General features: G+C 68.9%; 25 protein-coding genes. 8 read left to right on the top strand and 17 right to left on the bottom strand.

Annotated features, from left to right (window positions below; genetic code table 11):
- Window positions 1-112: 112 nt before the first annotated feature.
- Complete coding sequence (locus F4561_RS27500; RefSeq protein ID WP_221446350.1) at window positions 113-1,483, top strand: MFS transporter; 1,371 nt, start codon at window positions 113-115, stop codon at window positions 1,481-1,483.
- Between the two features lie 204 nt (window positions 1,484-1,687).
- On the opposite strand, the gene F4561_RS27495 is transcribed toward F4561_RS27500, so the two are convergent.
- The 4 genes from F4561_RS27495 to F4561_RS27480 form a co-directional block, all read right to left on the bottom strand.
- Entirely contained in the window at window positions 1,688-2,050 is a 363-nt protein-coding gene (locus F4561_RS27495; protein WP_184584436.1) for an ABC transporter permease, read from the bottom strand.
- Window positions 2,051-2,216: 166 nt separating this feature from the next.
- Window positions 2,217-2,657, bottom strand: coding sequence for a response regulator (locus F4561_RS27490; protein ID WP_184584434.1), 441 nt, complete (start codon window positions 2,655-2,657; stop codon window positions 2,217-2,219).
- A 48-nt stretch (window positions 2,658-2,705) separates the two neighbouring features.
- Window positions 2,706-3,152 (bottom strand): nitroreductase/quinone reductase family protein, encoded by a 447-nt coding sequence (locus F4561_RS27485; RefSeq protein WP_184584432.1) that lies wholly within the window; start codon window positions 3,150-3,152, stop codon window positions 2,706-2,708.
- Between the two features lie 72 nt (window positions 3,153-3,224).
- Window positions 3,225-3,731, bottom strand: a complete 507-nt coding sequence (locus F4561_RS27480) for a MarR family winged helix-turn-helix transcriptional regulator (protein WP_184584424.1) — start codon at window positions 3,729-3,731, stop codon at window positions 3,225-3,227.
- A 123-nt stretch (window positions 3,732-3,854) separates the two neighbouring features.
- On the opposite strand from F4561_RS27480, the gene F4561_RS27475 reads away from it, so the two are divergent.
- The 3 genes from F4561_RS27475 to F4561_RS27465 all read left to right on the top strand — a co-directional run bounded on the left by F4561_RS27475 (window position 3,855) and on the right by F4561_RS27465 (window position 6,221).
- The gene (locus F4561_RS27475; RefSeq protein ID WP_184584422.1) at window positions 3,855-4,940 is read left to right on the top strand and encodes an alkene reductase; all 1,086 of its coding nucleotides are present in this window, start codon (window positions 3,855-3,857) and stop codon (window positions 4,938-4,940) included.
- A 12-nt stretch (window positions 4,941-4,952) separates the two neighbouring features.
- Window positions 4,953-5,702, top strand: a complete 750-nt coding sequence (locus F4561_RS27470; RefSeq protein WP_184584420.1) for an SDR family NAD(P)-dependent oxidoreductase — start codon at window positions 4,953-4,955, stop codon at window positions 5,700-5,702.
- Between the two features lie 75 nt (window positions 5,703-5,777).
- Window positions 5,778-6,221, top strand: coding sequence for an SRPBCC family protein (locus F4561_RS27465; protein ID WP_184584418.1), 444 nt, complete (start codon window positions 5,778-5,780; stop codon window positions 6,219-6,221).
- 65 nt (window positions 6,222-6,286) lie between these two features.
- Here the strand turns inward: F4561_RS27465 and F4561_RS27460 are convergent, their stop codons facing one another.
- Window positions 6,287-7,339 (bottom strand): M48 family metalloprotease, encoded by a 1,053-nt coding sequence (locus F4561_RS27460; RefSeq protein ID WP_184584416.1) that lies wholly within the window; start codon window positions 7,337-7,339, stop codon window positions 6,287-6,289.
- A 334-nt stretch (window positions 7,340-7,673) separates the two neighbouring features.
- On the opposite strand from F4561_RS27460, the gene F4561_RS27455 reads away from it, so the two are divergent.
- A complete protein-coding gene (locus F4561_RS27455; RefSeq protein WP_184584414.1) occupies window positions 7,674-8,426 on the top strand; it encodes a TetR/AcrR family transcriptional regulator in 753 nt (250 codons plus the stop codon).
- A gap of 54 nt (window positions 8,427-8,480) precedes the next feature.
- On the opposite strand, the gene F4561_RS27450 is transcribed toward F4561_RS27455, so the two are convergent.
- From F4561_RS27450 to F4561_RS27435, 4 genes are all read right to left on the bottom strand, one after another.
- A complete protein-coding gene (locus tag F4561_RS27450; RefSeq protein ID WP_184584412.1) occupies window positions 8,481-9,314 on the bottom strand; it encodes a pentapeptide repeat-containing protein in 834 nt (277 codons plus the stop codon).
- Window positions 9,315-9,638: 324 nt separating this feature from the next.
- Window positions 9,639-10,112, bottom strand: coding sequence for a MarR family winged helix-turn-helix transcriptional regulator (locus tag F4561_RS27445; protein WP_184584410.1), 474 nt, complete (start codon window positions 10,110-10,112; stop codon window positions 9,639-9,641).
- 65 nt (window positions 10,113-10,177) lie between these two features.
- Window positions 10,178-10,597 (bottom strand): cell division protein SepF, encoded by a 420-nt coding sequence (locus F4561_RS33840; protein WP_184584408.1) that lies wholly within the window; start codon window positions 10,595-10,597, stop codon window positions 10,178-10,180.
- A 310-nt stretch (window positions 10,598-10,907) separates the two neighbouring features.
- On the bottom strand, window positions 10,908-12,119 hold the full coding sequence (locus tag F4561_RS27435; protein WP_184584406.1) for an MFS transporter: 1,212 nt from the start codon (window positions 12,117-12,119) through the stop codon (window positions 10,908-10,910).
- Between the two features lie 75 nt (window positions 12,120-12,194).
- On the opposite strand from F4561_RS27435, the gene F4561_RS27430 reads away from it, so the two are divergent.
- Window positions 12,195-12,851 carry a TetR/AcrR family transcriptional regulator gene (locus F4561_RS27430; protein WP_184584404.1) on the top strand — a complete coding sequence of 219 codons (657 nt, stop codon included), beginning with the start codon at window positions 12,195-12,197 and terminating at the stop codon, window positions 12,849-12,851.
- A gap of 311 nt (window positions 12,852-13,162) precedes the next feature.
- Here the strand turns inward: F4561_RS27430 and F4561_RS27425 are convergent, their stop codons facing one another.
- Complete coding sequence (locus F4561_RS27425; RefSeq protein ID WP_184584402.1) at window positions 13,163-13,369, bottom strand: DUF2795 domain-containing protein; 207 nt, start codon at window positions 13,367-13,369, stop codon at window positions 13,163-13,165.
- Window positions 13,370-13,858: 489 nt separating this feature from the next.
- Between F4561_RS27425 and F4561_RS27420 the strand changes: the two genes are divergently transcribed.
- Window positions 13,859-14,230 carry a hypothetical protein gene (locus F4561_RS27420; RefSeq protein WP_184584401.1) on the top strand — a complete coding sequence of 124 codons (372 nt, stop codon included), beginning with the start codon at window positions 13,859-13,861 and terminating at the stop codon, window positions 14,228-14,230.
- Between the two features lie 57 nt (window positions 14,231-14,287).
- On the opposite strand, the gene F4561_RS27415 is transcribed toward F4561_RS27420, so the two are convergent.
- Window positions 14,288-15,778 (bottom strand): SulP family inorganic anion transporter, encoded by a 1,491-nt coding sequence (locus F4561_RS27415; RefSeq protein WP_184584398.1) that lies wholly within the window; start codon window positions 15,776-15,778, stop codon window positions 14,288-14,290.
- A 784-nt stretch (window positions 15,779-16,562) separates the two neighbouring features.
- On the opposite strand from F4561_RS27415, the gene F4561_RS27410 reads away from it, so the two are divergent.
- Complete coding sequence (locus F4561_RS27410) at window positions 16,563-17,408, top strand: NAD(P)H-binding protein (protein ID WP_184584396.1); 846 nt, start codon at window positions 16,563-16,565, stop codon at window positions 17,406-17,408.
- 204 nt (window positions 17,409-17,612) lie between these two features.
- On the opposite strand, the gene F4561_RS27405 is transcribed toward F4561_RS27410, so the two are convergent.
- The 6 genes from F4561_RS27405 to F4561_RS27380 form a co-directional block, all read right to left on the bottom strand.
- Complete coding sequence (locus F4561_RS27405; protein WP_246438168.1) at window positions 17,613-18,047, bottom strand: MerR family transcriptional regulator; 435 nt, start codon at window positions 18,045-18,047, stop codon at window positions 17,613-17,615.
- 151 nt (window positions 18,048-18,198) lie between these two features.
- Window positions 18,199-18,972 (bottom strand): alpha/beta fold hydrolase, encoded by a 774-nt coding sequence (locus F4561_RS27400; RefSeq protein WP_184584394.1) that lies wholly within the window; start codon window positions 18,970-18,972, stop codon window positions 18,199-18,201.
- Complete coding sequence (locus tag F4561_RS27395; protein WP_184584392.1) at window positions 18,969-19,490, bottom strand: PadR family transcriptional regulator; 522 nt, start codon at window positions 19,488-19,490, stop codon at window positions 18,969-18,971. The genes F4561_RS27400 and F4561_RS27395 overlap by 4 nt, the downstream gene beginning before the upstream one ends.
- 237 nt (window positions 19,491-19,727) lie before the next feature.
- Window positions 19,728-21,092: an acyl-CoA dehydrogenase family protein gene (locus F4561_RS27390; protein WP_184584391.1), complete on the bottom strand. Its 1,365-nt coding sequence runs from the start codon at window positions 21,090-21,092 to the stop codon at window positions 19,728-19,730.
- 468 nt (window positions 21,093-21,560) lie between these two features.
- Entirely contained in the window at window positions 21,561-22,952 is a 1,392-nt protein-coding gene (locus tag F4561_RS27385) for an FAD-binding oxidoreductase (protein WP_184584389.1), read from the bottom strand.
- 292 nt (window positions 22,953-23,244) lie between these two features.
- Window positions 23,245-24,429, bottom strand: coding sequence for a zinc-dependent alcohol dehydrogenase (locus F4561_RS27380; RefSeq protein ID WP_184584387.1), 1,185 nt, complete (start codon window positions 24,427-24,429; stop codon window positions 23,245-23,247).
- Between the last annotated feature and the right edge of the window lie 83 nt (window positions 24,430-24,512).

The raw sequence follows: 24,512 nt of genomic DNA, 5'->3' as shown, positions 1-24,512 counted from the left end.
GGTGCGTGCAGGTCCTCGACTCCGTGCCGAACCCTTGGCCGGCCCCCGGCCGCGGGTGCGAGCGCGGCCCAGCCGCGCTGCGGCCGGAACCCACCCCCAGCGAGGAGAGACCATGGACGAGCCGGCGACTTCCCGCCAGCCGCAGCGACCCCCCTCCGATCCTCCCGATCCCGCCATGCCGCTGCGCGGCATCGAGCGGATCGGCATCCCCAAGCCGTTGTTCTGGGGATTCGTCGCCGTGCTGATCTACATGGTCGGCGATGGCGTGGAGATCAGCTACCTGACCGACTACCTGCAACAGGACGATGGGGGAGGGCTCGACGGCGAGCAGGCGACCTTCGCCACCGTGACCATCTACGGAATCGCCGTCATGATCGGCTCCTGGCTGTCGGGCACCCTCTCGGCCATCTGGGGGCCGCGCCGGGTGATGTGGCTGGGTGCCGCCTGGTGGGTCGTCTTCGAGGCGATCTTCCTGTTCGCCGCCATCCCCTCGCAGGAGTTCGGGTTCATCGTCGCCGTCTACGGCATCCGCGGCTTCGCCTACCCCCTGTTCGCCTTCGCCTTCCTGGTCTGGGCCCAGACCGCCAGCCCCGAACGCATGCGCGGATCAGTGGCCGGCTGGTTCTGGTTCGCCTTCACCGGCGGCCTGCCCACCCTGGGCGCGGGCGTCGCGGCGCTGGCGATCGGACCACTGGGGATGTCCCACTACGACACCCTCATCCTGTCCCTGGTGCTGGTCGCCATCGGCGGCGCCCTGGGGTCCTTCGCTGTGCGCGAGCCCAGCGGCCTCAAGCCCATCGCCGACGAGTCGGTAGCCAACCCGACCAGCTACCGCCGGCTGTTCGAAGGCGTCGACATCCTCTGGCGCGACCGCCGCACCCTGGCCGGCGGACTGGTGCGCATCGTCAACACCGCGCCCCAGTACGGCTTCTTCGCGATGTTCCCGTTCACCTTCGGTAACGCCGGAGGCAACGACGGCTTCCTCAGCGTCGCCCAGATCGCCACCCTCACCGCGGTCACCTACGGCGCCAACATCGCCGCCAACCTGTTCTTCGGTGTCTTCGGCGACTACTTCGGCTGGCGCCGCACGGTCACCCTCTTCGGGTGCGTCGGCTGCGCCGTCGCCACACCGCTGTGGTACTTCACGGCCATGGCCACCCAGAGCTTCATGGTGGCTATCGCCCTGGGCTGCCTCTACGGGGTGCTGCTGGCCGGATTCGTCCCGCTGTCGGCGCTGATGCCGTCGATGGTCCAGCACAAGGACAAGGGCGCGGCGCTGGCGATCCTCAACTTCGGCGCGGGCGGCGCCGCCTTCGTCGGTCCCATGGTGGTTGCCGTGTTCTACCCGCTGGTCGGCGGCGGCGGTGTCGCGGTGGTCTTCAGTTGCCTGTACCTGGCGGTCGCGGTGCTGTCGACGGTGCTGAAGGACCCCAGCGACCCTGCGGAGAAGCGCGCGGCCCCCGCCGTCCAGACGGTCGCCTGAGTCCTCCCAAGCCCGGAGCCCCGCGCCCGGTGTGCCGGAAGCCGGCACACCGGGCGCGGGGTATGCCCGTTGCCTGGCACGCCACCAGCTTCACGAGCGGGGGCGACTCCTCGGGTCGCGGATCGGGTTCGCGCGACTCGTTCTCCCCCGGAGCTGGGGCCACCCCCGCTGGGCACTGGTGGGACCGTGTCTTCTGGCTCCCGCTCACATGGGTTTGGTGAGCGCCTCGGCCGGCGGCGTGCGTAGCGCGATACGCGCCGGAACGAGCATGGCGAGCTGCGCGATCAGCATGGTCACCGCCACGAGCCCCAGGCCGACGAGCGGCGGCACATACGGCACCGGAGTTCCGGCCATGACCATGCTGAACGGCACGAGCGCGACCAGGACGCCGATACCGCCCACGACGAGAGCGAGACCGCCGATGAACAGCGCCTCCCAGCGCAGCATGCTGAGCAGCTGCCGGCGTGTGGTGCCGACCATCCGCAGCAGCGCGAACTCGCGGGTGCGTTCGCCGGTGGCCATGACCAGCGTGTTGACCACGGAGATCGCGACGTAGGCGGCAATCATCCCGAGCAGGGCGTAACATCGAGATCCTGATGGTCCCGGTCGCTACCGTGTCCGTCGCGTTGATGTACTACGGTCTCGCGCTGCTTCCCCATCTCGTCGCCCAGGTGCAGGAGACCCGGCAGGCGATCTCGTTCAGCTCGTCACCCTCGCCGGCGAGCCGCAGCACCTACACCTCCCTGGCCGTCAGCGGATTCTCGCCGGCCTCGATGGTGGCCGTGGCGAGGTTCGAGTCGATCACCCGTTCACCGGCCGCCACTCGGCGGATCGCGTCGGCCAGCTCGGCGGGGGGCGCGTCCTTCAGCATGAACCCCAGGGCCTTGGCCGCCAGTGCTTTGCGCAGCACCTCCGGGCGCCCGATCTGGGTGAGGATCAACGTGCGGCATTCGGGCAGCTGCTCAAAGATCGTCGAGGCCGCCTCAAGACCGTTGATACCCGGCATCTGGACGTCGAGGACGGCGACGTCCGGACGGTGTTCGAGAACGGCGGGCACGACGGCGTCCCCCGAGGACACATCCGCGACCACCGCAACGTCGGGTTCCTTGTCGAGCAGTGCCACCAGCGCGCCCCGGATCATGTGCATGTCCTCGGCCAGCAGAACCCTGATCACGCCGCGCTCCCTCACCTTGGTCCGGAGCCCGGACAGAAATGGTATTCGCTATGGCCGGAGATCCGGGGTGGCCGGACCCGGCCGTGGCGTGAAGCGGATGACCGGCAGTGTCCGGCCCGCGCGCGACTGGTACGTGGCGAAGGCGGGGGAACGCTCGACGAAGCGGGCGAACGCCCGTTCGTGCTCCGAGCCCGTCAACTCCGCGGCGGTTACGGCAACGCGCTCGACTCCGGCGGCACCGGGAACCTCGATCTCGGCATCCGGGTCCGCACGCAGGTTGAACACCCACCCCGGATGCTTCGGCGCCCCCTTGGCGGATCCGATGACCAGCCATCCGTCGCCGTCGCGCAGGGCCAGCGCCGGGTTGACGCGCTCGCGACCGGTTTGCGCGCCCCGGCTGTGGATGAGCACCAGGTTGGAACCGAACCCGGCCGCCGATTCGACACGACCACCGTTGGCTCGGAACTCCGTGATCACTTGCTCGTTGAACGACATCGTTGATCGGCCCTCTCCGTGAGTTGGTCAGATGGTTGCCCGAACAACTAACGGAGTGGGGTCATTCCCGCCTCAATCGTCCCCGCTGCGACTCTCTTCCGAAGCGGTCAGGTTGCGCTCCAGTTCACCGAGTGCGCGCAGCACATCCTCCTGCCGGTCCTCGGCCATGTCCGCGACCGTCATCCGCTCCAGGTCCGCCCAGATCCGCTCCACGGACTGCCGCAACCCCATGCTCGCGGGGGTCGCCTCGATGATCGTCACTCGTCTGTCCGTCGGGCTGGGCGAGCGGCGCACGAACCCGGCATGTTCGAGGCGCCGCACGGAGCGGGTGACGGTCGGCGCGTCAGCATCGAGAACAGCGGCCAGGTCGGCCTGCCGCTGCGGGCCCTCGTCCCAGAGCCGCATCATCAGCAGCTCCTGACCCGGATACAGGCCCACCTCGCGCAGTAGCTGTCCGGCGAGCAGCTTATGGATGCGCGCCACCCGGAAGATCGCATGGCTCACGGGCCCCGCGCTGGAGACCCGGGCCCGCTCCGGCCCTGCTGCCGTGTCCGTACCGGCGTTGTTCGGCGTACTCACCGGTCCAGTCTAGGGCAACGGCCACAGTTGTCTAGGCAACTTTCTCCGTCAGACGGGTTGACTGGCCCTCCAAAGGGCGGCATAGTGAAGTTACTTGTTCGAGCAACCAATAAGGAGAAAAGCGTGCGAGCAACCTTCACGCCCGGCCGCGTCGGCCGGCAGGAACTGAAGAACCGGATCGTCATGTCCCCGATGACCCGCAGCAGGGCGTTCGGCCCGGAACTCGCCCCGACCGACATGATGGCCACGTACTACGCGCAGCGCGCCAGCGCCGGGCTGATCATCACCGAGGGCACCCAGCCCAGCGCCGTCGGCCAGGGCTACCCGAACACCCCGGGTCTGCACACCGGCGCTCAGATCGCCGGCTGGCGCACGGTCACGGACGCGGTGCACGCCGAGGGCGGAGTGATCTACGCCCAGTTGATGCACACCGGCCGTATCGGCCATCCGGACAACTACCGGTCCGCCCAGCAGCCCGTCGGCCCTTCCCCGGTGAAGGCGGAGGGTCAGATCTTCACCCAAGCCGGCCTCCAGGACTTCGTCGTCCCGCGAGAGCTCAGCGCGGCGGAGATCAGCCAGACGATCCGCGACTTCGCCGACGCGGCCGAGAACGCCATAACCGCCGGCTTCGACGGGGTCGAGATCCACGGAGCGAACGGCTACCTCGTCCACCAGTTCCTCTCCACCAACGCGAACCGGCGGACGGACGACTGGGGCTCCTCCCCGCGCAACAGGTCCCGCTTCGCTCTTGAGGTCGCCTCGGCCGTGGCCGAGGCGATCGGCAACGACCGCACCGCCATCCGCATCTCGCCGGCGAACCCGTTCAACGACATCGAGGAGGAGGACCTCGCGGAGACCTACCATCACCTGCTCGACGGGTTGAACGGCATCGGGCTCTCGTATCTGCACGTAATGGAGTCGCGGGCGCCCGAGTTCACCCGGGAGCTGCGCCAGGCGTTCAACGGTGCGCTGATCCTCAACCCGGCCACGCCCGGAGCGAGGACGGGGCCGGAGCACCTCGCTCTCATCGACGAGGGCGCGGCCGACCTGGTCTCGTTCGGCCAGCTCTTCCTCTCCAACCCGGATCTGCCCGAACGGCTGGCGTCGGGAACCGAGCTGGCCGAGCCGGACATGTCCAAGGTCTACGGCGGTGACGAGCGCGGCTACATCGACTACCCCACGCTGGCCGGCAGCGTGTCGCGACTCTGAAAGGGAGCAGCAATGCCCACACAGCACGAAACGAACCGCGTAGTGGTCGTCACCGGGGCTGGTGGCGGGGTCGGGGCGGAACTCGTCAAGCGGTTCCTCGCCAACGGCGACACCGTGATCGGCACCGACCTCTCATCGGACGCGTCCGAAAAGCTGGCCGACGACATCGGAAGACGGGATCGGCTGGTGACTCTCGCGGCCGACATTACCGATGAGGCCGATGTCGCCCGCCTGGCCGCGGCGGTCGAGGACAAAGGCGGGCTGGACGTGCTCGTCAACGGCGCCGGGTTCTTCCCGATCGACACGTTCGAGAACACCACGCCGGACCGCTGGCGCCAGGTGATCGACATCAACCTGACGGGGTACTTCCTGGTCACACATGCCCTGCTGCCCCTGATGAGGGGCCGCGGATGGGGCCGGATCGTGAACTTCGGCTCCGCGTCGATGTACCCGGGAGTGCCCGGGCAGGTGCACTACGTCTCCGCGAAGGCCGCAATGGTCGGCTTCACCCGCAGCCTCGCTCGCGAGGTGGGCGACGACGGCATCACCGTCAACCTCGTCACGCCCGGGCTCACCCTGACCGGTCCCGTCATCGAGAACTTCCCCGCCGAGCTCATCGAGTCGCAACGGAAGGGGCGTGCTCTCCAGCGGGACCAGTATCCGCGGGATCTGGTCGGGCCCGTGTTCTTCCTGGCGTCACCCGGTGCCGACTTCGTGTCCGGTCAGACCCTGAACGTGGACGGCGGCATGTTCATGAACTGAGCCGGCAACGTGCCGGGCCGCTGTCCTTCCCTACCGCCTCCCTACCGCCAGAACGAGCATCGCCTGGAGAGTGCCGTGCCGAATACCCAATGGACAGAGAACGTCGACGCCCCCTTCCACCGGGTCCTCGAACTGCTACGCGACAAGGTGGAAAACCCGCAGAAGTACGTGTCGGCCGTGCGGTCCAGCAGGATCCTCGAACGCGGGGAGGGCCACGTGCTGCGAGAGATGTACCAGCCGTCGCCCGGCGACCTGACCATCCGGGAACGGATCACCGAGCACGAGCTCCCGGACGGCGTCGACGTCGTCTTCGAGTACGTGGACAACCCCACCTACGTGGGCGCCTTCCACAACACGGCCGTCCGTGCCGGACGCGGCGTCGAGCTCACCTACCTCATGGACTGGAGACCCCGCCCAGGGGTCGACGATCCGATTGCCCCGGACGTGGCCGAGGCCATGATGCGCGACGGCGTCCGGCACCTCAAGCGGCTCGCGGAGACGCCGGCGCAAGGGCATTGAGGCCGCCCCGGGGCGCGGGTCCGCGGACGCGCCCCCTTGATGGAGACCAGCACACCGCCGGCCGGTTACGGCTCAGGAGGCCGGGAGTGGTGGCGTGACAGCTCTTGAAGGTGGGCAACCCTGCGCTTCAGGGGCGGGTGGGTCGACCAGAGCCGGGCCATGCCGCTGCCGGCCTCGCCGCGGAACGGCAGGATCGCCAGAGCCGAAGCCCCGCTGGACGCACGCAGGTCCCGGCTCGGAATGGCGCTGGACCGGTCGCCCATGGAGACCAGAGCCGAGGCAAGTACGGTGGGCGCCCGGGTCAGCTCGGCGGCGGCGCGGTCCGCGGCGGCCTCGCGCCGGCGGGTCAGCATGGCCGTCGCCGCCACGCCGGGCACGAGGGTCACCAACCCCAGCACGAAACTCGCGACCAGTGCGACTAACGCCGCGAGTACGACAAAGCCCAGCAATGTCCGTGCCGTGCCCACCACGGCCATGACCGGCAGCCGCAACAGCACCGGAACCGTGGGCTCGGGATGCAGAGTGTCCAGCTCATCGCGCAGGTGCGGTTCGCCTGAAGGGGGCCACTGGCGCCCGCACTTGCGCGCCAGCACGCACAGGTGCCAGTCGCACCGGATCCCCAACTTCAGCACCCCGGACGGCAGGTAGCGCATCCACCCGGTGATCGCCTTGGCGAACACCAGCACCTTCTGGTCGTGGTGCACGAGATGGGCCAGCTCGTGCGCCATCACCGCCTCCAGATGCCGGTTGTCCAGCAGCTCCAGGAGCTCGATGGTCACGTAAACGGCGTTGCGGCCATCCGGGGGCGCGTAAGCCAACGAATTGGGCATGGGGTGGTCGATGAGCCACAGTTCCGGTTTGTCCTGCCCAGTCAGCGCGCACAACCGGTCGACGACCGCGTGCAGGCGCGGCGCGTCGTCCGGATCCAGAAGCGCGCTGTCCCGGATCTCCTTCGGCTCTTCCTGGAACGCCAGCACGCAGGCTTCGGCCGCGACCACCGTGACGAGTATCGGCACCGGTCCCCACCACCAGGGCAGGGAGAGCAGCACGGCGGCCACGGAACACAGGACGGCGTAGAACACCACGATCGCCAGGACCAGCAGCCAGGCACTGACCATCGGCCACGAAGACCGGATCCGGTGCCGTCGCCGGTTCATGGCGCCGGGGCGGGAATGGGAACGGGCATCGGGAACTCCATTCAGTCGGCGCGCATGTGCTCCGGAAGCGATGTTCGCGCATTCCGACGGGCGGCGGAAGTACCGGGTTCCCGATTTCCGGGCGGCGGCCGTGGCGCGGGCGACTCGTGCGGCGTGTTCGGCGGTCTGCCGTCGGCGCTGGCCGGCTCACGTCACGATGATCACGCCGCCTTGGTCCTGGTTTGGTTCCAATGGGAACGAATGAACAGTATCAGCGATACTATCGTTGGTCTAGTAGAGGTACTATCATTGATTCATGTCTAGAGAGACCAGGGATGACGCAACACCCGCGACTGCGTCAGAGGCCGCGGCCGGCGGGCGCGAGAGCGTCCGCGAGCGTGTGGTCGAGGCCGCCGCGGACCTTCTCGCGCGCGAAGGCCGCGACGCGGTCACCACCCGCGCGGTCGCGGCGGCGGCCGGAGTGCAGCCTCCCGCGATCTATCGCTACTTCGAGGACATGGACGGGCTGCTTGAGGCCGTGGCCGAGCACGGCTACGCCAAGTTCCTCGCGGCCAAGCACGTCGACCCCGATCCGCACGACCCGATCGCGGATCTGCGCGCGGGCTGGGACCTCGCCGTGGAGTTCGGGCTCGCCAACCCCGCGCTGTACGCGCTGATGTACGGCGAGCCCCGGCGTGGCACGACGTCGGCCGCCTTCCAGGCCGGAATGGAGATCCTGGTGGGGCGCATTCGCCGGCTCGCCGCCGGCGGCTGGCTCCGCGTCGACGAGCAGCTCGCGGCCGCCCTCATCCACGCGACGGCGCGCGGCGCCGTGCTTACGTGGCTGTCACAGCCCGAGGAGCAGCGGGACCCCGCCCTGCTGACCGCCATGCGGGAGTCGATGGTCGCCGCTGTCACCAACGAGGAGCCCGTGGTGCAAGACGTGGGCCGGGGCCCTGCCGGCGCGGCCCGCGCCCTGCGCGCCGCACTGCCCGAGCAGACAACGCTGAGCAGCGGTGAGCAGCATCTCCTCAGCGAATGGCTCGACCGCCTCGCCGCCGACGGGTAACGCGAAACGGCCTGCTGGCGGACACCGGGGATGAACCACGGCGCACGAGCCCGGCTACCAGTGGGAGGGCCGGGCCAGGGCCCGGGGGATCCTGGTCGCCCCGTCTCCCTTGGCCGCGTTGAGCTGTACCTGGGTGAGGAAGAGACTGCCGGAGAGGTCGGTCCCGCGGACATCGGCATCGCGCAGGTCCGCCCCGGTCAGGTCCGCGCACCTCAGGTCGGCGGCACGGAGGTCGGCCGCGATGAGGAGGGCGCCGCGCAGGTTCGCCCCGCGTAGCTGGGCCCCTCGGAGCCGCGAGCCCATGAGGTCGGCGCCCCGGTGGTTCCTCCTTTGCCCGGGAACCGTGCTCCGTACCAGCTCGCTGGCGTGTTGCAGCAGAGGGTTCACGTCACCGCGGACCCGGTCCACGTCCACGTCGAGGAGCGCCTCGGCGCTGCCGCGGGTGAGCTGTTCGACCTCGTCCACCGACCGCTGGAGAGCGGCGTGTACGGGGCGGGCCTCCGGCATCCGCAGGGCCTCGGCCAGGTACCAGAGCAGCTCGTGCAACTGCCGCATGACCGGGAAGACCTCGAACATCGTTCCCGCGGTGTCGGGAGCCTCCCGCCAGCTCCTGCCGGCGAAGGTCACCCGGGAGACCTTCTGGCCCGCGCCGAAGCACTCGAAGACGGCGCAGCCGGGGAAACCCCGTTCCCGGAGCTGTGCGTGGATGCCGCAGCGAAAGTCCTCCTGCAGGTGCGTGCAGGGCTCGCCCGCCTTCTTGTCGACCGCGAAATCCGCGGACCTGGCGAAGGGAAGGGCGACGCAGCACAGGCCGAAGCAGTTCGTACAGTCCGCTTGCAGGTCGAGTCGCGGATCGTCCGGAGCCGTGGGCCCGCCGTCCTGTGCCAAGGCATACGTCCTTTCTGCACCGGGGGAGGTCAGGGGCACCGTTACTCTACGGCAAGCGCGTCCCTTCACCGGTGCCGCGGGCCACCTCCACCAGCCGAGGCGCTCCAGGACCGAGCGAGGTCCCGGATCTTTGTGCCATGGGCCCGGCGGCCCGGGGCGCTAGCCGGTATGTAGGGAGGGTTCGCGAAGGCCGGGACCCCGCTCACACGTTGTCGTGGGTCGCCGACCAGGCAGAACCTGGACGGTAGTGCCTATCGCTGAACCGGCGCTGCAGGCGGTCTTCGAGGCCGCAGCGGGTTCTCGGGAGAGTAGCGCCGTTCCGCTTCAGCACGCCGCGTCGTTGCCGTCGTCTGTTTCGGCCGCGGGATCGAGGCGGGCCCAGATGTCGACGAGCCAGCGGAGGTGCTCGTCGTCAAGCCGGCTGAAGAAGAGTGTGTGCAGATCGCTGTAATGCTGGCGCCGCGCCTGGTGCAGACACTTCTCTCCGTTGCCGGTCAGGATCGCGTCGAAGCTGCGGCCGTCGACGGCTGACCGATGCCGCTCGATCAGCCCGCGGTTCTCCAGCCGGTCGGCGAGGCGGGTGAACCCACCGGTGGACATCAGGCGGTTCTGGGCGAGATCCGACATCCGCATGCCGTCCGGCCCGGCGGCGTCGAGCATGGCCAACACGTCGTACTCGGCCATGCTCACGTTCAGGGGAGCGAGTCTTGCCTCCAGCGCGCGCCAGAGCCGCTCATGGGTGAGCAGGAACCCTCGCCACGCTTCCTGCTCAAGGTCTCGCAGACCGTCGGTCTCCATGGGGGCATGCTATCCGGATTGCGTGTCCGGAAGGAACCAATTATTAATCTGCGCAGGCAGTAAACTCAGGCCTGGTTGAAGAAGCCTTCCTCACTCAGCTTCTCCTGCGGGATGTGAATGGTCGTGTCGGCAGGCAGGAGCAGGAAGATGCGCCGGGAAAGCCGCTCGATCTCGCCGCGGCGGCCGAGGATGAGCCCGGAGGCGAAATCGATGATGCGGCGGGCGTCCCCGTCCTCCATGTCCTCCAGATTGATGATCACGGGAACGTCCTGGCGGAAGTACTCACCGACGGTGTTCGCGTCGCGAAAGTTGCGCGGCCGCACCATGGCGATCTGGAAGTTGTTGCCCCGTGCGACTTGACCGCTGGGAGTTTCGTCGTCGAGCGGTTCCGCGGCGGTCTCCTCGTAGGCATATCTGTCGGACAGGAGAGCGTCGTCGCCTTCCCCGGCGAGACCGAGCCAGGCACCGGCCTTACGAAACCCCACGGGACCTCCACCGGCGGCATCGGAGTGCAGTCAAAGTATTGCATCTCCGTGCGGAGGGCACACCCGCACGCGGGTGCCGCGCTCTTCAGCGAGCCCGCCAAAGAGAGCACGCCCCACCTGGCAGAAGACCTACGGCCACGACCCGCTGCTCGCCTTTCCCGACCGCGGCAAAGCAGGGGCCGGCGAGCCCCTGGCCGCGCTGCTGCGCCGGGCCGACACGGTCGCTGACCACGTCGCCGGCACCGCTCCACGCCCTGACACAGCTGCCAGGACGCACCTGGTGCGCACCCCCTTCTCGGACATCACGCGTCTAGCGCGGCGCGGGGGAGAGGTCGGCCGGTTCGGCGGGAGCGGGTTCGGCGGCGACGCGGGTGAAGACGGTGGCGGCCAGGACGGCCGCGGCAACGCCGCCTGCGGCCAGGAAGCCCGTTGTGTAGGAGGTCGCGGCGACGAGCGGGCCGACCAGCAGCGGGGAGACGAACTGGCCGGTGAACATCGCGGTGCCTTGGAGAGAGGTGGCGCGCCCGCGCAGCGCGACGGGGGCGTGGTCGGCGATCAGCACGGTCAGCGCGGGCATGGCCAGCGCGTTGCCCACCCCGGCCAGTGCCGGGGCCAGCAGCAATGGGACCGGATGGTTCACGGTGCCGTAGATCAGGAAGGCGACCCCCCATGATGCGGCCGCGAGGCGGAGGATCGCGGCGTGGCTGAGCCGGGCGCGCACCCGGGCGTAGACCAGTCCGACCATGCTGGCGGTGACCGCCGCGAGGGTCACGCCGTAGACGGCCACGAGGAAGGGGGCGGTGATCCCGATCTCCTCCAGCCGCTTGGGCAGGAACACGGCGGGGACGTACATCATCGCGCCGCTGGCCAGCATGATGCCGGCCAACCCGATCAGGACGGGGCTGGTGCGCAGCAGGCCGAGCAGGCTGCCGGACGTCTTACCGGAGTCGGAGCCGGAGGAGGCTCCTTTGGGCAGGGTGAGCAGCGCCGCCACCCCCAGCGGGACGCCGACCAGGTAGATCCCGAACGCGGCGTGCCAGGACACCCCGCCCAGGACGCCGGCCAGTAGCGGCCACAGGACGCCGCCGGCGGTTGTGGCCGTGGTGCGCCAGCCCATGACCCGGTCGCGCATCGGTCCCTGGTAGAGGGCGAGCAGCGCGACGGTGGTGCCGGTGAACACCACGGAGGCGCCCAGCCCCAGTGCGAACCGGCTGGCGATAAGGCTCGGATAGTCCGGGGCGACCAGGCCCGCGCCGCCCCCGAGGCCGTAGAGCACCAGGCCGGCGCCGAGCGGGACGCGCACGCCCCACCGGTCGATCGCGCGCCCGACGAGGGGACTGGTGATCGCGATGGTCAAACCGTGCGTGGTGATGATGAACCCGGCGGCCGTGCCCGAGACGCCCAGGTCGTTCTGGATGAGGGCCAGGACCGGGGCGACGGTGGCGCCCGCCATCACACCCAGGGTCGAGGCGAGTAGGAGCACCCACAGTGCGAGGTGGCGGTGCCAAAATGTGCCAGTCATGAGCACTAAACTATGATTGGCGAAAGCTTATGACAAGTATTTTATTGTGACTGGCATCTTGGTAGGATCGGGTGGATGGAGATGGCATCCGCGGAACGCGCGCTCCCGCTGCGCGAGCGCAAGAAGCGCCGAGTCCGCAGCGCGCTGACCGAGACGGCGCTGCGGCTGTTCGCTGAGCACGGTTTCCACCAGACAACCCTGGAACGCCTGGTCGACGAGGCCGAGGTGTCGATGCGGACGTTCTTCCGGTATTTCTCCTCCAAGGAGGCCGTCGCCATGGCGGCTGAGGACGAGCTGTGGAGCGCCTACCTCGCCCGGATCTCCGACCACGAGTTCACCGGCACGGTCCTGGACGGGCTGCGGGGTGCCCTGGTCGACGCGCTGGTGGCCATGGACGCTGACTGGGAGCGCCGGTTCATCGCCGCCCGCGGGCTGGCCGCCCGAACCCCCGAGCTGCGCGAGTACAGCGCGCTGACCACCATCCGGGTACAGGAGGAGCTGGCCGGGGAGGTTGAGGCCAGGCTCGGTATCGACGGCCGGGAAGACGTGCGGCTGCGGCTGGCCTGCGAGTTCGCGCTTAGCGCCTGGCGCTGCGGGGCGAAGAACTGGGTTCGCGGCAACCGCCACCGCAGCGAACCGGAAGGTCGCGCGGCGCTGGTCACGCATGTGGAGGAAGCCTTCGACGCGATCCCGGGAACACTCGCGCTGGCCGCGCCGCCGTCCGGTGAATGACGGCTTGCGCTCGTGTTCGTAGCGCCTGAGCAGGGCGCCCGAAACCCGGAAACGCCTGCCCGCGCCGCAGCGCCCCGCACGGTAGGTAGATGAAGGCCGTACTCGGCGGGGCGCCTGCGACCGGCCGCCGCAGGGCGACCGGCGCAGAGCCGGTCCGACCGGATTAACCGGTTCCGGTTCGCTCGGCTCGACCTCCCCGCCCCGCTGCGGGGTCCGAGGTCGCCAACGCGTCCGCGGCGGACGAGCGCGGCAGTGCCCGCTCTAGGGCCGGGCTCCGAAAGGGCTGAAGGCCAGGGCTGGCCGCCCGGAACTCATGCGCTGCGGGGCACCTCCGGCAGGTGTCCCCACAGGCTGCGCAGCGTCGAGAAAGGTCCCTCGGGAAGGCGGTCCAGTGTGGAGAGCACCTCCTGCCGCGCTCCCCCCAGCTCGGCCGCGGTGATGAGCTCCCCGCGCCGGCGCGGCCCTTCGCCGAATGTGGTTTCCAGGCACTCGGCGATCTCCAGGCGTGTGACGTCCATACATCCTCCGTAGCTGGTCAGCCGGCCGCAAGGCCGTGGGCAGTGGAACGGTCCCGGCGGGGCCTCGGGCAGCTCCGGTTCGTGGGAGATGGGCGGGCAGGCACGAGGGGAGCAGAGTCGCCGCGCTCCGCGGGAGCCGAGTAGCCCCAAGGCCGCTGCTCGACCGGTCGGACCGGAGCACACAGTCGGAGTGAGAAGTGAGAGCTGAAACCTGATCACCAGCCACACCAAAACCTATTCTAACGCAAAGGAAATGTTGTGCACGGTGCGGGGTGGTCGAAACGGACGAGACGGTTGGCGTGCTCTGCGCCGGAACGGATGTCCGGGCGCGGGACCGCGGCGCAACGCTACCCTTACGTAACTGAAGCCTTAGGGCTCCGGCGCTCTGCGGCACGTGCCGGGAGTTCACGCTTGGCTCTTAGGGGAGAGGCGAGATCGCTGATGTGGCGGTGAGGTCGTCCCCGACATCGCCGCGGGAGGAGAGTTGCTATGCCCCGCCAGATGACGTGCCCCTCCTGCGGAGAAGCCGAGAACCTCGAAGGGCGGCGCAGCGACGCGGGCATCGTGGTCACGTGCGGTTCCTGCCACGCGCAGTGGCCGCGCGATATCCCCTACACCTGCGCGACCTGCGGGGGCACCGACATTCACCCGCGCCCGCAGGCGCTCACCCAGTACTCCCGGGGCACGCAGCTCTCGATCGTGGGTCTGCACTGGGTCCCCCTCTGCGCAGCGTGCGACGCGGACATGCTCGCCCGCGCCAACCAAAAGAAACCCGTGCCGGGGCAGTACAAGCCCGCGGCTGTGCGCAAGCGCCGCGACGACGGCGACGACGCGGCAAACACGCTGATCCTTCCGCGCTGAGGCGGAGACGGACGCCCGGTTCCGGCGGCCGCGGCCGCCGGAACCGGCGAAGAAGACTCAGTGGACGGTGTTGAGGGTGCCCGAGAGGTCCTTGTGCAGCTCCTCGCTGGGGACGTTCAGGCCGGTGATCTCGGCCGTGATGCCGTGCTTGGCGAACTTGTCGACCGCGTGGTCCAGCGCCGCCACCGCCGAGGAGTCCCACATGTGGGCGCGCGAGAGGTCGATGACCACCTTGTCGACTCCCTTCTCGCCGTAGCTGAACTCGGCGGTCAGTTCGTTGCTGGAGGCGAAGAAGAGGTCGCCGCGCACGGAGTAGACCCGCACCCCGCCCTCGGGGTCGAGCACACTGGTCACCCCGGAGAGGTCGGCCACGCCGCGAGCGAAGACGACTGTTGAGGTGAGCACTCCGACGATCACGCCGATCGCGAGGTTGTGCGTGGCCACCACCACCGCGACGGTGACCACCATGACCGCCGTCTCGGTCCAGGGCATGCGCCGCAGCGTGGTGGGCGCGATGCTGTGCCAGTCCATGGTGGCGATCGCCACGAACACCATCACCGCGACCAGGGCGGCCATGGGGATCACGGCGACGATGTCACCCAGTACCACCACCAGGACCAGCAGGAACACTCCGGCCAGGAACGTGGACAGCCGGGTGCGGGCGCCCGAGCGCACGTTGATCATGGTCTGGCCGATCATGGCGCAGGAGGCCATGCCGCCGAACAGGCCGGTGACGACGTTGGCCCAGCCCTGGCCGCGGGCCTCGCGGCCCTTGGCCGAGCGGGTCTCGGTGATGTCGTCGACCAGCTTGGCGGTCATCAGCGACTCCATCAGCCCCACCAGTGCGAGGGTCAGGGAGTAGGGGGCGATGGTGCGCAGCGTCTCCATGGTCAGCGGGACGTCGGGCAGGAAGGGGATGGGGAAGCTGGAGGGCAGCTCGCCCATGTCGCCGACAGTGGGCACCTTGGCCCCCGAGACAACGGCGATGCCGGTGAGCACGACGATGGCCACCAGCGGTGCCGGCACCGCCGTGGTCAGCCGCGGCAGCAGGAAGATGATCGCCAGTCCGCCCGCGATGAGGGCGTAGACCGGCCAGCCCTCACCGGCGAAGTGCGGCACCTGCGCCAGGAAGATGAGGATGGCCAGGGCGTTGACGAACCCGGTCATGACGCTGGGCGGCACGAACCGCATCAGCTTGGCCACCCCCAGCAGCCCCAGGGCCACCTGGAAGACCCCGGCCAGGATCGTCGCGGCCAGCAGGTAGTCCACACCGTGCTCGTGCGCCAGCGGTGCCACGACCAGCGCCATTGCCCCGGTCGCCGCCGAGATCATGGCCGGGCGCCCGCCGAGGAAGGCGATGGAGACCGCCATCGTGAATGAGGCGAACAGCCCGACGCGGGGATCGACGCCGGCGAGGATCGAGAAGGAGATCGCCTCGGGGATGAGCGCGAGCGCGACGACGAGGCCGGCCAGCATCTCGGTTCGCAGCATCGGTACGGACAGGGACGGAAGCGCACGGCGTCTGCGGGTGGTCTGCTGAGCGGACATGAAGCCAATCTTGTGCTGGGCGCGTACGCGAAGCGTGACTAGGCGGAGGCGCTGTGCCCCCGTCCCGGACACGCCGCGGCGCGCGATGGGCGGATGCCGATGGATCGGGATCGGCTCCTCGACTCCCCGGGGGCCGCACAGGAATGCGGGCCGCTCCTCGTCAGCGGCACCATTGCCGCGGGCCCGCGGCAGCAAAGCGCCACAGGACAGGGATATCGAGGCGAAGAGGGGCGCAAGCCGCAATGGGCTCGACGCACGATAAGCCTACAGTTACGTGAAGGTCGTGATCACTCTTCGCGTACGAGAGCCTGCCCACATCCCCGCCGGTCGGACACGGCTGCCGATGGTGGCCGCGGGAGAAGGCCGCCTCGGACCGCTCGCGTGAACAGCGGACGGGAGCGGGTGGACACGAGGTGGAACGCGGTTCCCGCGGGCGCGGCTTTCGGGTGCTGGCACCGGGGCGGGTGGGAAACCGGGCCGCGGAGACGGCCCCGAGCGCCTACCGCTGCTCCGCCCGACCGGGGAGCACTGGCACGACGGCCGTTCGCCGCCCGGGCGCGTTCTGGCACCTCAAGACCCGCGGCATACGCGGCACATCCCGTGGCTGGCCTCCACGGTGCGCTCGTCCCGGCATCTGGACCGACCTGGCCTACCGCCTACGGCGACGCCGCTCCGCCGCCATGGGGACACCCTTTTAGATAGTTACTATCTTCTAGGTACCTACTATACCTGTGCTGTTAGCGTCGCCGTCATCGCGAGAAACCACAAGAGATGGGAACTGATCATGATCGTGGTGACGGGTGCCACCGGGAATGTCGGGCGGCCGCTGGTGCAGGCCCTGGCGGAAGCCGGGAAACCGGTGAGGGCGGTGTCGAGGGGCGTCGCCCCGGTCGACCCGCCGAGCGGGATCAAACACCTGCGCGCTGACCTCGGCGCGCCGGAAACCCTGCGTCCCGCCCTCGACGGTGCCGAGGCATTATTCCTGCACGACGGCGGCGCGGGCGGCTTTGGGTTCGACCCGCGGGCGATCTTGGACGTGGCCGCGGGCGCTGGGGTCCGGCAGGTGGTGCTGCTCTCCTCACAGGGCGTGGTGACCAGGCCGGAGTCGCCTTCGCACGGAGGCATCGGGCGGGCGATCGAGGGAGCGGTGCGCGAGTCGGGTCTGGCCTGGACGATACTGCGGCCGGGCGGCTTCGCATCCAACGCCTACGCCTGGGCGGAGTCCATACGCGCCGAGCGGTTCGTGGCCGCACCGTTCGGTGACGTCGGGCTCCCGGTGATCGATCCGGCGGACATTGCGGAGGTCGCGGCCGTGGCCCTGCGCAAGGACGAACACGCGGGTCATGTCTACGAGTTGAACGGGCCGGCGGCCGTCACCCCCAGGCAGCAGGCCGCGGCGATCGGCGCGGCGCTCGGCGAGCCGGTGCGGTTCGTGGAATTGTCCCGAGCCGAGGCGCACGCACGGATGGCCGCGTTCATGCCGGAGCCGGTCGTGGAGACCACGCTGGCCGTCCTCGGCGAGCCCAACGCCGCCGAGCTGCAGCTCAGCCCGGACGTCGAGCGAGTGCTCGGCCGCGCGCCCCACTCCTTCACCAAGTGGGCCGGCCGAAACGTCGAAGCCTTCCGGTAAGGCCCTGTCGCCTTCCGGTAAGGTTCTGTCCGAAAACCCGGAGGGCGCCTTCACGCTGCAACGGATCCAGTTGCGCGCCGCCGTCGGGGATGGCTGTCTCCACGCTCACCGCGTAACCCACACCGCCATGATGTCGTCATACACGCCCGGGAGACGATAAAACGAACGGCTTGGTCCCGCTTTCGCTGTCTGCGGCCGTCGTACTCAACGCTGCTTTGTGTTCCTCACCTGTTGCGACTGGGGTGCTGTGTGCTTGGTGTGCTGGGCGCGGAGCCGGTCGGCGAACTCCTCGGCCATGGCCAACCGCTCGCGCAGGGCGCGGCATCGGGCCTCGGCGGCCTGCTCGAACATGTCCAACCGTTCCACCAGCCGGTCCCGCTGCTCGTCGGAGGCGGTCGGGTCCTCCAGCCGGTCCAGAGCCTCCAGCAGGTCGCGGGTCTCCTCCAGGCTGAAGTCGAGCGGTTTCATCCGCTTGATCAGCAGCAGTCGGTCGACGTCGGCCTCGGTGTAGAGCCGGAACCCGCCGCGGGAGCGGGCGGACGGCTCCGCCAGCCCGACCTCGCCGTAGTAGCGGATGGTCCGCAGCGACAGCCCCGTGCGTTCGGCGACCCGACCGATCTGCATGTGCTCCGCGTCCATCGAGGCACCTCCAAAGAGATCCACTCTAACGAGCGAGACGGGTTGCCGGTTCAGCTTGCGGACGCGTCCGCAGGCGGCCGTGCGGGCGGGGCCGCGCCGACCGCCTCCTCCGGGCTGGCGGAGCGGTCAGTGCGGTCCGCGCGGTGCTCGTTCACGCCTGCAGCAACAGCGGGTGCACCTGGCCGTCGAGCCAGCCCCGCATCGTCTCGTTGAACAGGTCGACGTCTTCCATGTTCCAGATGTGGTGCATCCCCGGCACCAGGCGGACCTCCGCCCGTGGGGCGGCACCCCGGATGGCGTGCAATGAGTCGCGGACCGACTGGGGTTCGCGCTCGCCGACGACGGCCAACAGGGGAGCGGGGAAATCCGCCAAGCCCTTTGGGGTCCCGCCGGTGGTGACATCGTTGATTACCCGGCGCGCCGTCTCTCGGGATACGGAGAGACCGTGTGCTACGTAGGTACTTCGGGAGTCCGCGGGCAGCCCGAACGCCGCGGCCTGAGCCTTCCAGAACCAGGGGGCGTTCCACAGCGGGAGCTGGAGCTTCGCCGCCGTACGCACCACAGGTCCTGGAGGTTCCACCATCGCGCCGGTGACGAACACGGAGTGGATGGTTTCCGGATGCCGGGCTGCGAGATGCAACGCGACGATCCCTCCGAGCGAGAGCCCGACGACGTCGACGGGTGTGGTGATGTCCAGTGCGGCGAGGCGATCGGCGAGGTCGTCGGCAACGGCGGGCAGACCGGGCCAGACCTCGGGGGCGCGTGTACCGAATCCCGGGAGGTCGGGTGTCACGACCAGCCGGTCATCGAGCGCGTCGACCTGGCGTTCCCACATCCAGTTGGCGACATTGCTGCCATGCACAAGAAGCACGGGAGGAGCATCAGAGGGATCGGTTGGCCGGTGGATCTCCGCGAAGGATGTCATGCCAGCTCCTCCTGCAGCGAGGTGAGCCAATCCAGCTCCGCACGCGCGTGGGCGATGCCGTTGTCCAGCGTGGCGCGGCGCAGCCGGGCGCGCTGGTCCGCCGGCTCCGGCATCGAGACCCGCATGCGCTCCAGGGTTTCCAGTAGAGACTCGGCGGAGGCCAGCCTGGTCGCGAGCAGTTTCTCCACCTGCGGCTTGTCCAGGCTGCCGGAGAAGAAGAGCCGGGCCAGGAAGGCATTGCGCTCGGGCTGAAGGTCCAGCTCCGAGGTCAGCCAGCCATACAGGGTTTCGCGCCCCCGGTCAGTGATGTGGTGGACCTGTCGGTCCGGTGCGCCGGCACCGGGAACAGTCTCCAGGGTCGCCAGGCCGTCGTCGGTCAGTTGGGACAGCGTCCGGTAGATCTGTGCCTTGTCGGCGTACCAGAAGTGGTTGATGGTCGTATCGCAGTGGCGTTTGATCTCGTATCCGGTCATGGGGGCCAGGTCCAGAAGGCCGAGGATGATGCGCGCCAGGATCATGAGTCCAGCAAACAGCACCCTAGTCGATTTGTCTACTAGCGGGGCGTGGCGGCCACTCGCGGGGCACGCCCACCAACGCCAGCACCAAGTCGAGCAGCAGGAACAGCATGACCCGCCGTCACCCGGGTGGGCCGGCCTCACCGCGGCGTTCGACCCGGCCGGACCTTGGGTTCTGGAGGCCGCCGCACCACCCCGCCCTGCTCTCGCGGGGCGGGGTGGTGCGGCCACGGGTTCGGCCTAGCGTGCGACGAACGGCTCAGCCGCCCTCTGAGCGGGAACCTCCTGCCGGGGACCGGGGATCGTGTCGATTCCCTCCATGCCCTTGGTGAACTCGACGGGCTCGTCGTCCATGAACGCGCGGGGATTGAAGGTTTCGTCGGACATGACGCCATGCACCCGCCGGCGCTGCATGCCGAAGTTCCCCGCGTCATACAGCGGCAGAAGCGACGCCTCCCGCAGATACCGGTGGAACCGGTTCTTCGTGTCCAGCGAGTTGACCCCAACTACCTGCATGCACTTGTACACGCAGTCGAAGAGCATTTCGGTGCAATGCACCTTGCACATGGCCCCGAGCATCTCACCGTGGTAGCCGTGCTGATCCAGGTAGTGCGCGGTCTTCCAGCAGAAGTACCTCGCGGCCTCGATCTTTGTTGCGATGTCCCCGAGCACGTACCCCGGGTACTGGTAATTGATAATGGGAGCCGGTCCGCCTCCGGTGTATGTTTTCGCCCATTGCAGCGCGTCCTCATAGGCCGAGCGGGCGATCGCCACGGCTCCGATCCCGGCCACCGGACCCGACCACGCGAAATTGCGGTTGATGACGAGATCGCCGTTCCCCTTTGTTCCCTCGATCAGGTTGCTCGCGGGAACACGGGCATTGTCGAATACGATCTCGCAGTTGGGCGCGCCGCGCTGGGCCGAGGTGCTGATGGATTCGTAGGTGATTCCCGGCGTTCCGCGTTCGATCATGATCGCGGACAGCCCGGATGTCCCTCCGGCGCTCGGGTCGGTGCGGACAATGACCAGGCTCAGGTTGGCGCCTTCGTTGTCCCAGCCGCCCACGTTGCATGGCCAGTACTTCCGGCCGTTGAGGACGTAATCGTCCCCGTCCAGTGTCGCGGTGACCTGCATTCCCGCTCCGCCGGCCGCGGGAGCGTCGAAGTTCGCCGTTCCGCCGGGCGTTCCGGGAGGCTCGCTCGCGGCGTATCCGACGATGAACTCGCCACTCTGGTCGGAGGTCGCCGTGCTGATGAAACGCTGCTTCTGTTCCTCGGTGCCGTAGTACCAGACGGGCATCAGCCCGAGCCCGTTGACCAGAACGGTGGTACCGAAGCCGGGGTCGACCGCCTGTATCTCCTCGGCGGCGATAACGAAGTCCACGTTCGACAGGCCGCCACCGCCGAACTCCGTTGGAAGCATGGAGAAGGCGATGCCCTCATTGCAGGCCTCCGCATACGCGGGTTTCGCGAGCTGGAAGGCGCGTAGCGGGTCGGGCTCCTGGTCAATCTGGTCCGTTACTGGAGCGAGTGCGTTCTGCGCGAAATTCCGCGCGGTTGTTTGCAGGTTCCGCTGGTCGTCGGTGAGTGTGAAGTCGATAGCCATTGAATGCCCCAAAACTTAAAAATGAGTTGTCGCTGGATTCAGCGAGCACATCCAGCACATCCCGTGTGTGTCATATTTCACTCTAACCTGCGGTGCGTATGTCCACCCCTTGGTCGTCCCCAGCGTCCGAAATCCCGGAAGTAAAAATCGGTTTACGTGGGAAAGAGGTCTTACCGACCCTTTCGGGAGGCGTGGTTAAAACCTTCGTCTATGGCGGAACATGAATCAGTCAACCGCGTCGTAGTGCCCGGGCGCGGAGCCATTCGCAACCCGCGGATCCGCCAGAGCCGGCGCGTACGGGAACCCGCGTGCCCGACCTCCCTGTGGGAAGGTCGAATGGCGAAACCGGCCGCGGAAACGGACACCCGGGTGCGGGACCGCACCCGGTCGGGACGCTGCGCTCGGCCATCAAGGTGCGGGGGTACGCGCGGCTGCGCGCCGGCCGCGCCATACGACCGGCAAGACCGGTTAGCCCGGCTTGACGTTGTGGTTGCGGTGGAAGACGTTGTCCGGGTCGTAGCGCCGCTTGACAGCGGCCAGGCGCCGGTAGTTGTCCGCGCCGAGTCCGGCGACGATCCGCTCCGTCCCCTCGTTGCCGATGAAGTTCAGGTACACCGCGCCGGTCGACCACGGGAGCATGTCCGCCCGGATGTCGCGCGCCCACTGCCTGCCGCGTTCGTCATCCGCCGGGTCCTCCCACAACCCGAAGGGGTGCACGCACCAGGGGGCCCTGCGCCACGGCACCGGGTAGTCGGTGTCCGACCGGGAGACCGCGCCTCCCTGCGGGAACAGGACGTGCTGCGACGCCGAGGGAACGATCATCTGGCTGGCGCGGGCGCAGAAGAGGTCCACCGCCTCGTCGGGGAACTCGCCGAGATATTCCGCGGACCAGTAGTTGCGCAGGCCCGGCGGGTCGTCGAGCATGCACTGCAGCTCGGCGTAGGGCACCTCGACGATCAGCTCGCCCGCGTGGCCGAGCTCCAGCATCGGCCGCATGGCGTCGCGCGCGGTCTGCCCCCCGCCCGCGTAGGTCACCAGGGCGGCGCACGTCAGGGTCCCGACCAACTGTTCGGGCACGAACTCCTCAGGGGGCCCGGTGAGGTACAGGACGCCCCCGCCCACCTCGTCCGGTGCCTGTTCCATGAAGGACCGGAAGGCGCGCACCACCTCCGGCCCGGCGTCGGCGTCCCACAGCAGCAGAGCCGCGGTAACCGCGGGCAGCGGGTGCAGCCGGAGGGTGAGCGAGGTGGCCACCCCGAAGTTGCCGCCGCCTCCATGCAGCGCCCAGAACAGTTCGGGATTCTCGTCGGCCGACGCCCGCACCAGCGCACCGTCCGCGGTCACGAGCTCGGCCGAGACCAGGTTGTCGCAGGCGAGCCCGAACTTGCGGTCGAGCCACCCCGTTCCGCCACCCAGCACGAACCCGCCGACCCCGGTCGTGGACACCCGGCCGCCCGTGGTCGCCAGGCCGAAAGGCTCGGTCGCACGGTCGAGGTGGCTCATCGTGGCGCCGCCCGCCACCCGCGCGGTCATCGCGTCGGGATCGACACCTACCGTGTTCATCCGCCGCAGGTCGACGACGAGGCCGCCGCTGGTCACTCCCATACCGGCGACGCTGTGGCCGCCACCGCGCACGGCAATCTCCAAGTTGTGCTCACGCCCGAACCCAACCGCGCGGACCACGTCCTCGACCGTCTCACACTGGGCGATGACACCGGGGCGCTCCTCGATCATCGCATTGAAGACGGTGCGTGCCTCCTCGTAGTACGGACTTGCGGCTTCGATAACACTGCCCGTGAACCCCTCCCGAAGATGGGACAGCTCCGTGTCGGACACCGAGGCGCTGTTGATCTGGGGCATGGGGACCTCCCATCGTCAGCCGGGCCGGACCGGAGCCGCACGGTCCGCACCCCTCGACGGGGCCCTCCTCCGCTCACGGCCCCCGCCGCCATACGCGGAACCCGGTCCACGAAGACTAGAATCCCCGGGCAGACGATTAAACCGGATTGCACATTTCGTGCGAGAACTTGACCGGGAGCTTTCCGAAGTCCGGGCGCGCCGCGCGTTCCTGGACAGCCAGGCCACACACGCCCCGCCCGCGAGGGCGGTCACGGTGGTGCCGACCGCGGAGCCGCGCGGGCGCCCCCTCTCCTCACGGCTGAAGTACGACCTTGACGCAGCCGTCCTCCTTGTTGTTGAAGACGGAGTAGCCCAGTGGCGCCTGCTCCAGCGGGAGCATGTGAGTGGTGAGGTCCTCGACCCCCAGCGGGTCGCTCGTACCGGTCAGCGCCGGCATGATGTCATCCACCCAGCGTTTGACGTTGGCCTGGCCCATCCGGATGGTCAGGCCCTTGTCGAACAGGTCCATCATCGGCAGCGGGTCGGCCTGGCCGCCGTAGACACCGGACAGGGAGACCGTCCCGCCCCTGCGGACCGCGTAGAAGGCCGTTTCCATCGCGGCCGTCCGGTCGACGCCGAACTTCTCCATCGCGCTCTGGGCCACCGAGTCGGGCAGCAGCCCCGCCGCCTTCTGCGCTGTCTCTCGCACCGGCGTGCCGTGGGCCTCCATCCCGACCGCGTCGACGACACCGTCGGCGCCGCGGCCATTGGTCATGTCCCGGATCGCGGCGGGCACGTCGTCGACCTGGTCGCTGTTGAGTACGTCGACACCCTGGCGGCGGGCCATCTCCACCCGCTCGGGAACCCGGTCCACGCCGATGACGCGCTCGGCACCGAGATGCTTCGCCACCCGGGTGCAGAACTGCCCGACCGGGCCCAGTCCGAGCACCGCGCAGGTGCTGCCCGCACCGACATCGGCGTAGCGAACCGCCTGCCAGGCCGTGGGCAGGATGTCCGAGAGGAACAGGAAGCGCTCGTCGGGACCCTCCGCGGGAACCTTGATCGGCCCGTAGTGCGCCTGCGGTACCCGCAGGTACTGTGCCTGCGCGCCGGGCACCGAGCCGTACAGCGACGTGTAGCCGAACAGCGCGGCTCCCTTGCCCTGGTCGCGTACCTGGGTCGTCTCGCACTGCGCCATGAGGCCGCGTTCGCACATCCAGCAGTTCCCGCACGAGATGTTGAACGGGACCACCACCCGGTCACCGGCCGCGACGTGGTTGACTCCGGAGCCGGCCTCCTCCACGATGCCGATCGACTCGTGGCCGAGGATGTCACCGGGCTGCAGGAACATGCCCAGCACGTTGTACAGGTGCAGATCCGAGCCGCAGATCGCGGTGGAGGTGACCCTGACGATCGCGTCGGTCGGTTCCTCGATCCGCGGGTCGCCGACCTCCTCGACCCGGACGTCCTGGTTGCCGTGCCATGTCAGCGCTCTCATCTCGCTCCTTAGCGGGTGGCTGCCACTGGTGCGCACACCGGTGTCCGTGCGCGCCCGGCTACCCACCGCAACGAAAGGAGAAC

The organism is Lipingzhangella halophila (assembly GCF_014203805.1).
GTDB lineage: Bacteria > Actinomycetota > Actinomycetes > Streptosporangiales > Streptosporangiaceae > Lipingzhangella > Lipingzhangella halophila.
Note: the sequence above shows the minus strand (reverse complement) of the source record. Positions and strands in the feature narration are given on the sequence as shown.

What these genes read in the sequence shown, in the direction of transcription:
- F4561_RS27500 (WP_221446350.1), top strand. Translation starts at nt 113, where the DNA reads ATGGACGAGCCGGCGACTTCCCGCCAGCCGCAGCGACCCCCCTCCGAT.
- F4561_RS27495 (WP_184584436.1), bottom strand. Translation starts at nt 2,050, where the DNA reads ATGATTGCCGCCTACGTCGCGATCTCCGTGGTCAACACGCTGGTCATG.
- F4561_RS27485 (WP_184584432.1), bottom strand. Translation starts at nt 3,152, where the DNA reads ATGTCGTTCAACGAGCAAGTGATCACGGAGTTCCGAGCCAACGGTGGT.
- F4561_RS27470 (WP_184584420.1), top strand. Translation starts at nt 4,953, where the DNA reads ATGCCCACACAGCACGAAACGAACCGCGTAGTGGTCGTCACCGGGGCT.
- F4561_RS27460 (WP_184584416.1), bottom strand. Translation starts at nt 7,339, where the DNA reads ATGGTCAGTGCCTGGCTGCTGGTCCTGGCGATCGTGGTGTTCTACGCC.
- F4561_RS27455 (WP_184584414.1), top strand. Translation starts at nt 7,674, where the DNA reads ATGTCTAGAGAGACCAGGGATGACGCAACACCCGCGACTGCGTCAGAG.
- F4561_RS27445 (WP_184584410.1), bottom strand. Translation starts at nt 10,112, where the DNA reads ATGGAGACCGACGGTCTGCGAGACCTTGAGCAGGAAGCGTGGCGAGGG.
- F4561_RS27435 (WP_184584406.1), bottom strand. Translation starts at nt 12,119, where the DNA reads ATGACTGGCACATTTTGGCACCGCCACCTCGCACTGTGGGTGCTCCTA.
- F4561_RS27430 (WP_184584404.1), top strand. Translation starts at nt 12,195, where the DNA reads ATGGAGATGGCATCCGCGGAACGCGCGCTCCCGCTGCGCGAGCGCAAG.
- F4561_RS27425 (WP_184584402.1), bottom strand. Translation starts at nt 13,369, where the DNA reads ATGGACGTCACACGCCTGGAGATCGCCGAGTGCCTGGAAACCACATTC.
- F4561_RS27420 (WP_184584401.1), top strand. Translation starts at nt 13,859, where the DNA reads ATGCCCCGCCAGATGACGTGCCCCTCCTGCGGAGAAGCCGAGAACCTC.
- F4561_RS27415 (WP_184584398.1), bottom strand. Translation starts at nt 15,778, where the DNA reads ATGTCCGCTCAGCAGACCACCCGCAGACGCCGTGCGCTTCCGTCCCTG.
- F4561_RS27410 (WP_184584396.1), top strand. Translation starts at nt 16,563, where the DNA reads ATGATCGTGGTGACGGGTGCCACCGGGAATGTCGGGCGGCCGCTGGTG.
- F4561_RS27405 (WP_246438168.1), bottom strand. Translation starts at nt 18,047, where the DNA reads ATGGACGCGGAGCACATGCAGATCGGTCGGGTCGCCGAACGCACGGGG.
- F4561_RS27400 (WP_184584394.1), bottom strand. Translation starts at nt 18,972, where the DNA reads ATGACATCCTTCGCGGAGATCCACCGGCCAACCGATCCCTCTGATGCT.
- F4561_RS27395 (WP_184584392.1), bottom strand. Translation starts at nt 19,490, where the DNA reads ATGATCCTGGCGCGCATCATCCTCGGCCTTCTGGACCTGGCCCCCATG.
- F4561_RS27390 (WP_184584391.1), bottom strand. Translation starts at nt 21,092, where the DNA reads ATGGCTATCGACTTCACACTCACCGACGACCAGCGGAACCTGCAAACA.
- F4561_RS27385 (WP_184584389.1), bottom strand. Translation starts at nt 22,952, where the DNA reads ATGCCCCAGATCAACAGCGCCTCGGTGTCCGACACGGAGCTGTCCCAT.
- F4561_RS27380 (WP_184584387.1), bottom strand. Translation starts at nt 24,429, where the DNA reads ATGAGAGCGCTGACATGGCACGGCAACCAGGACGTCCGGGTCGAGGAG.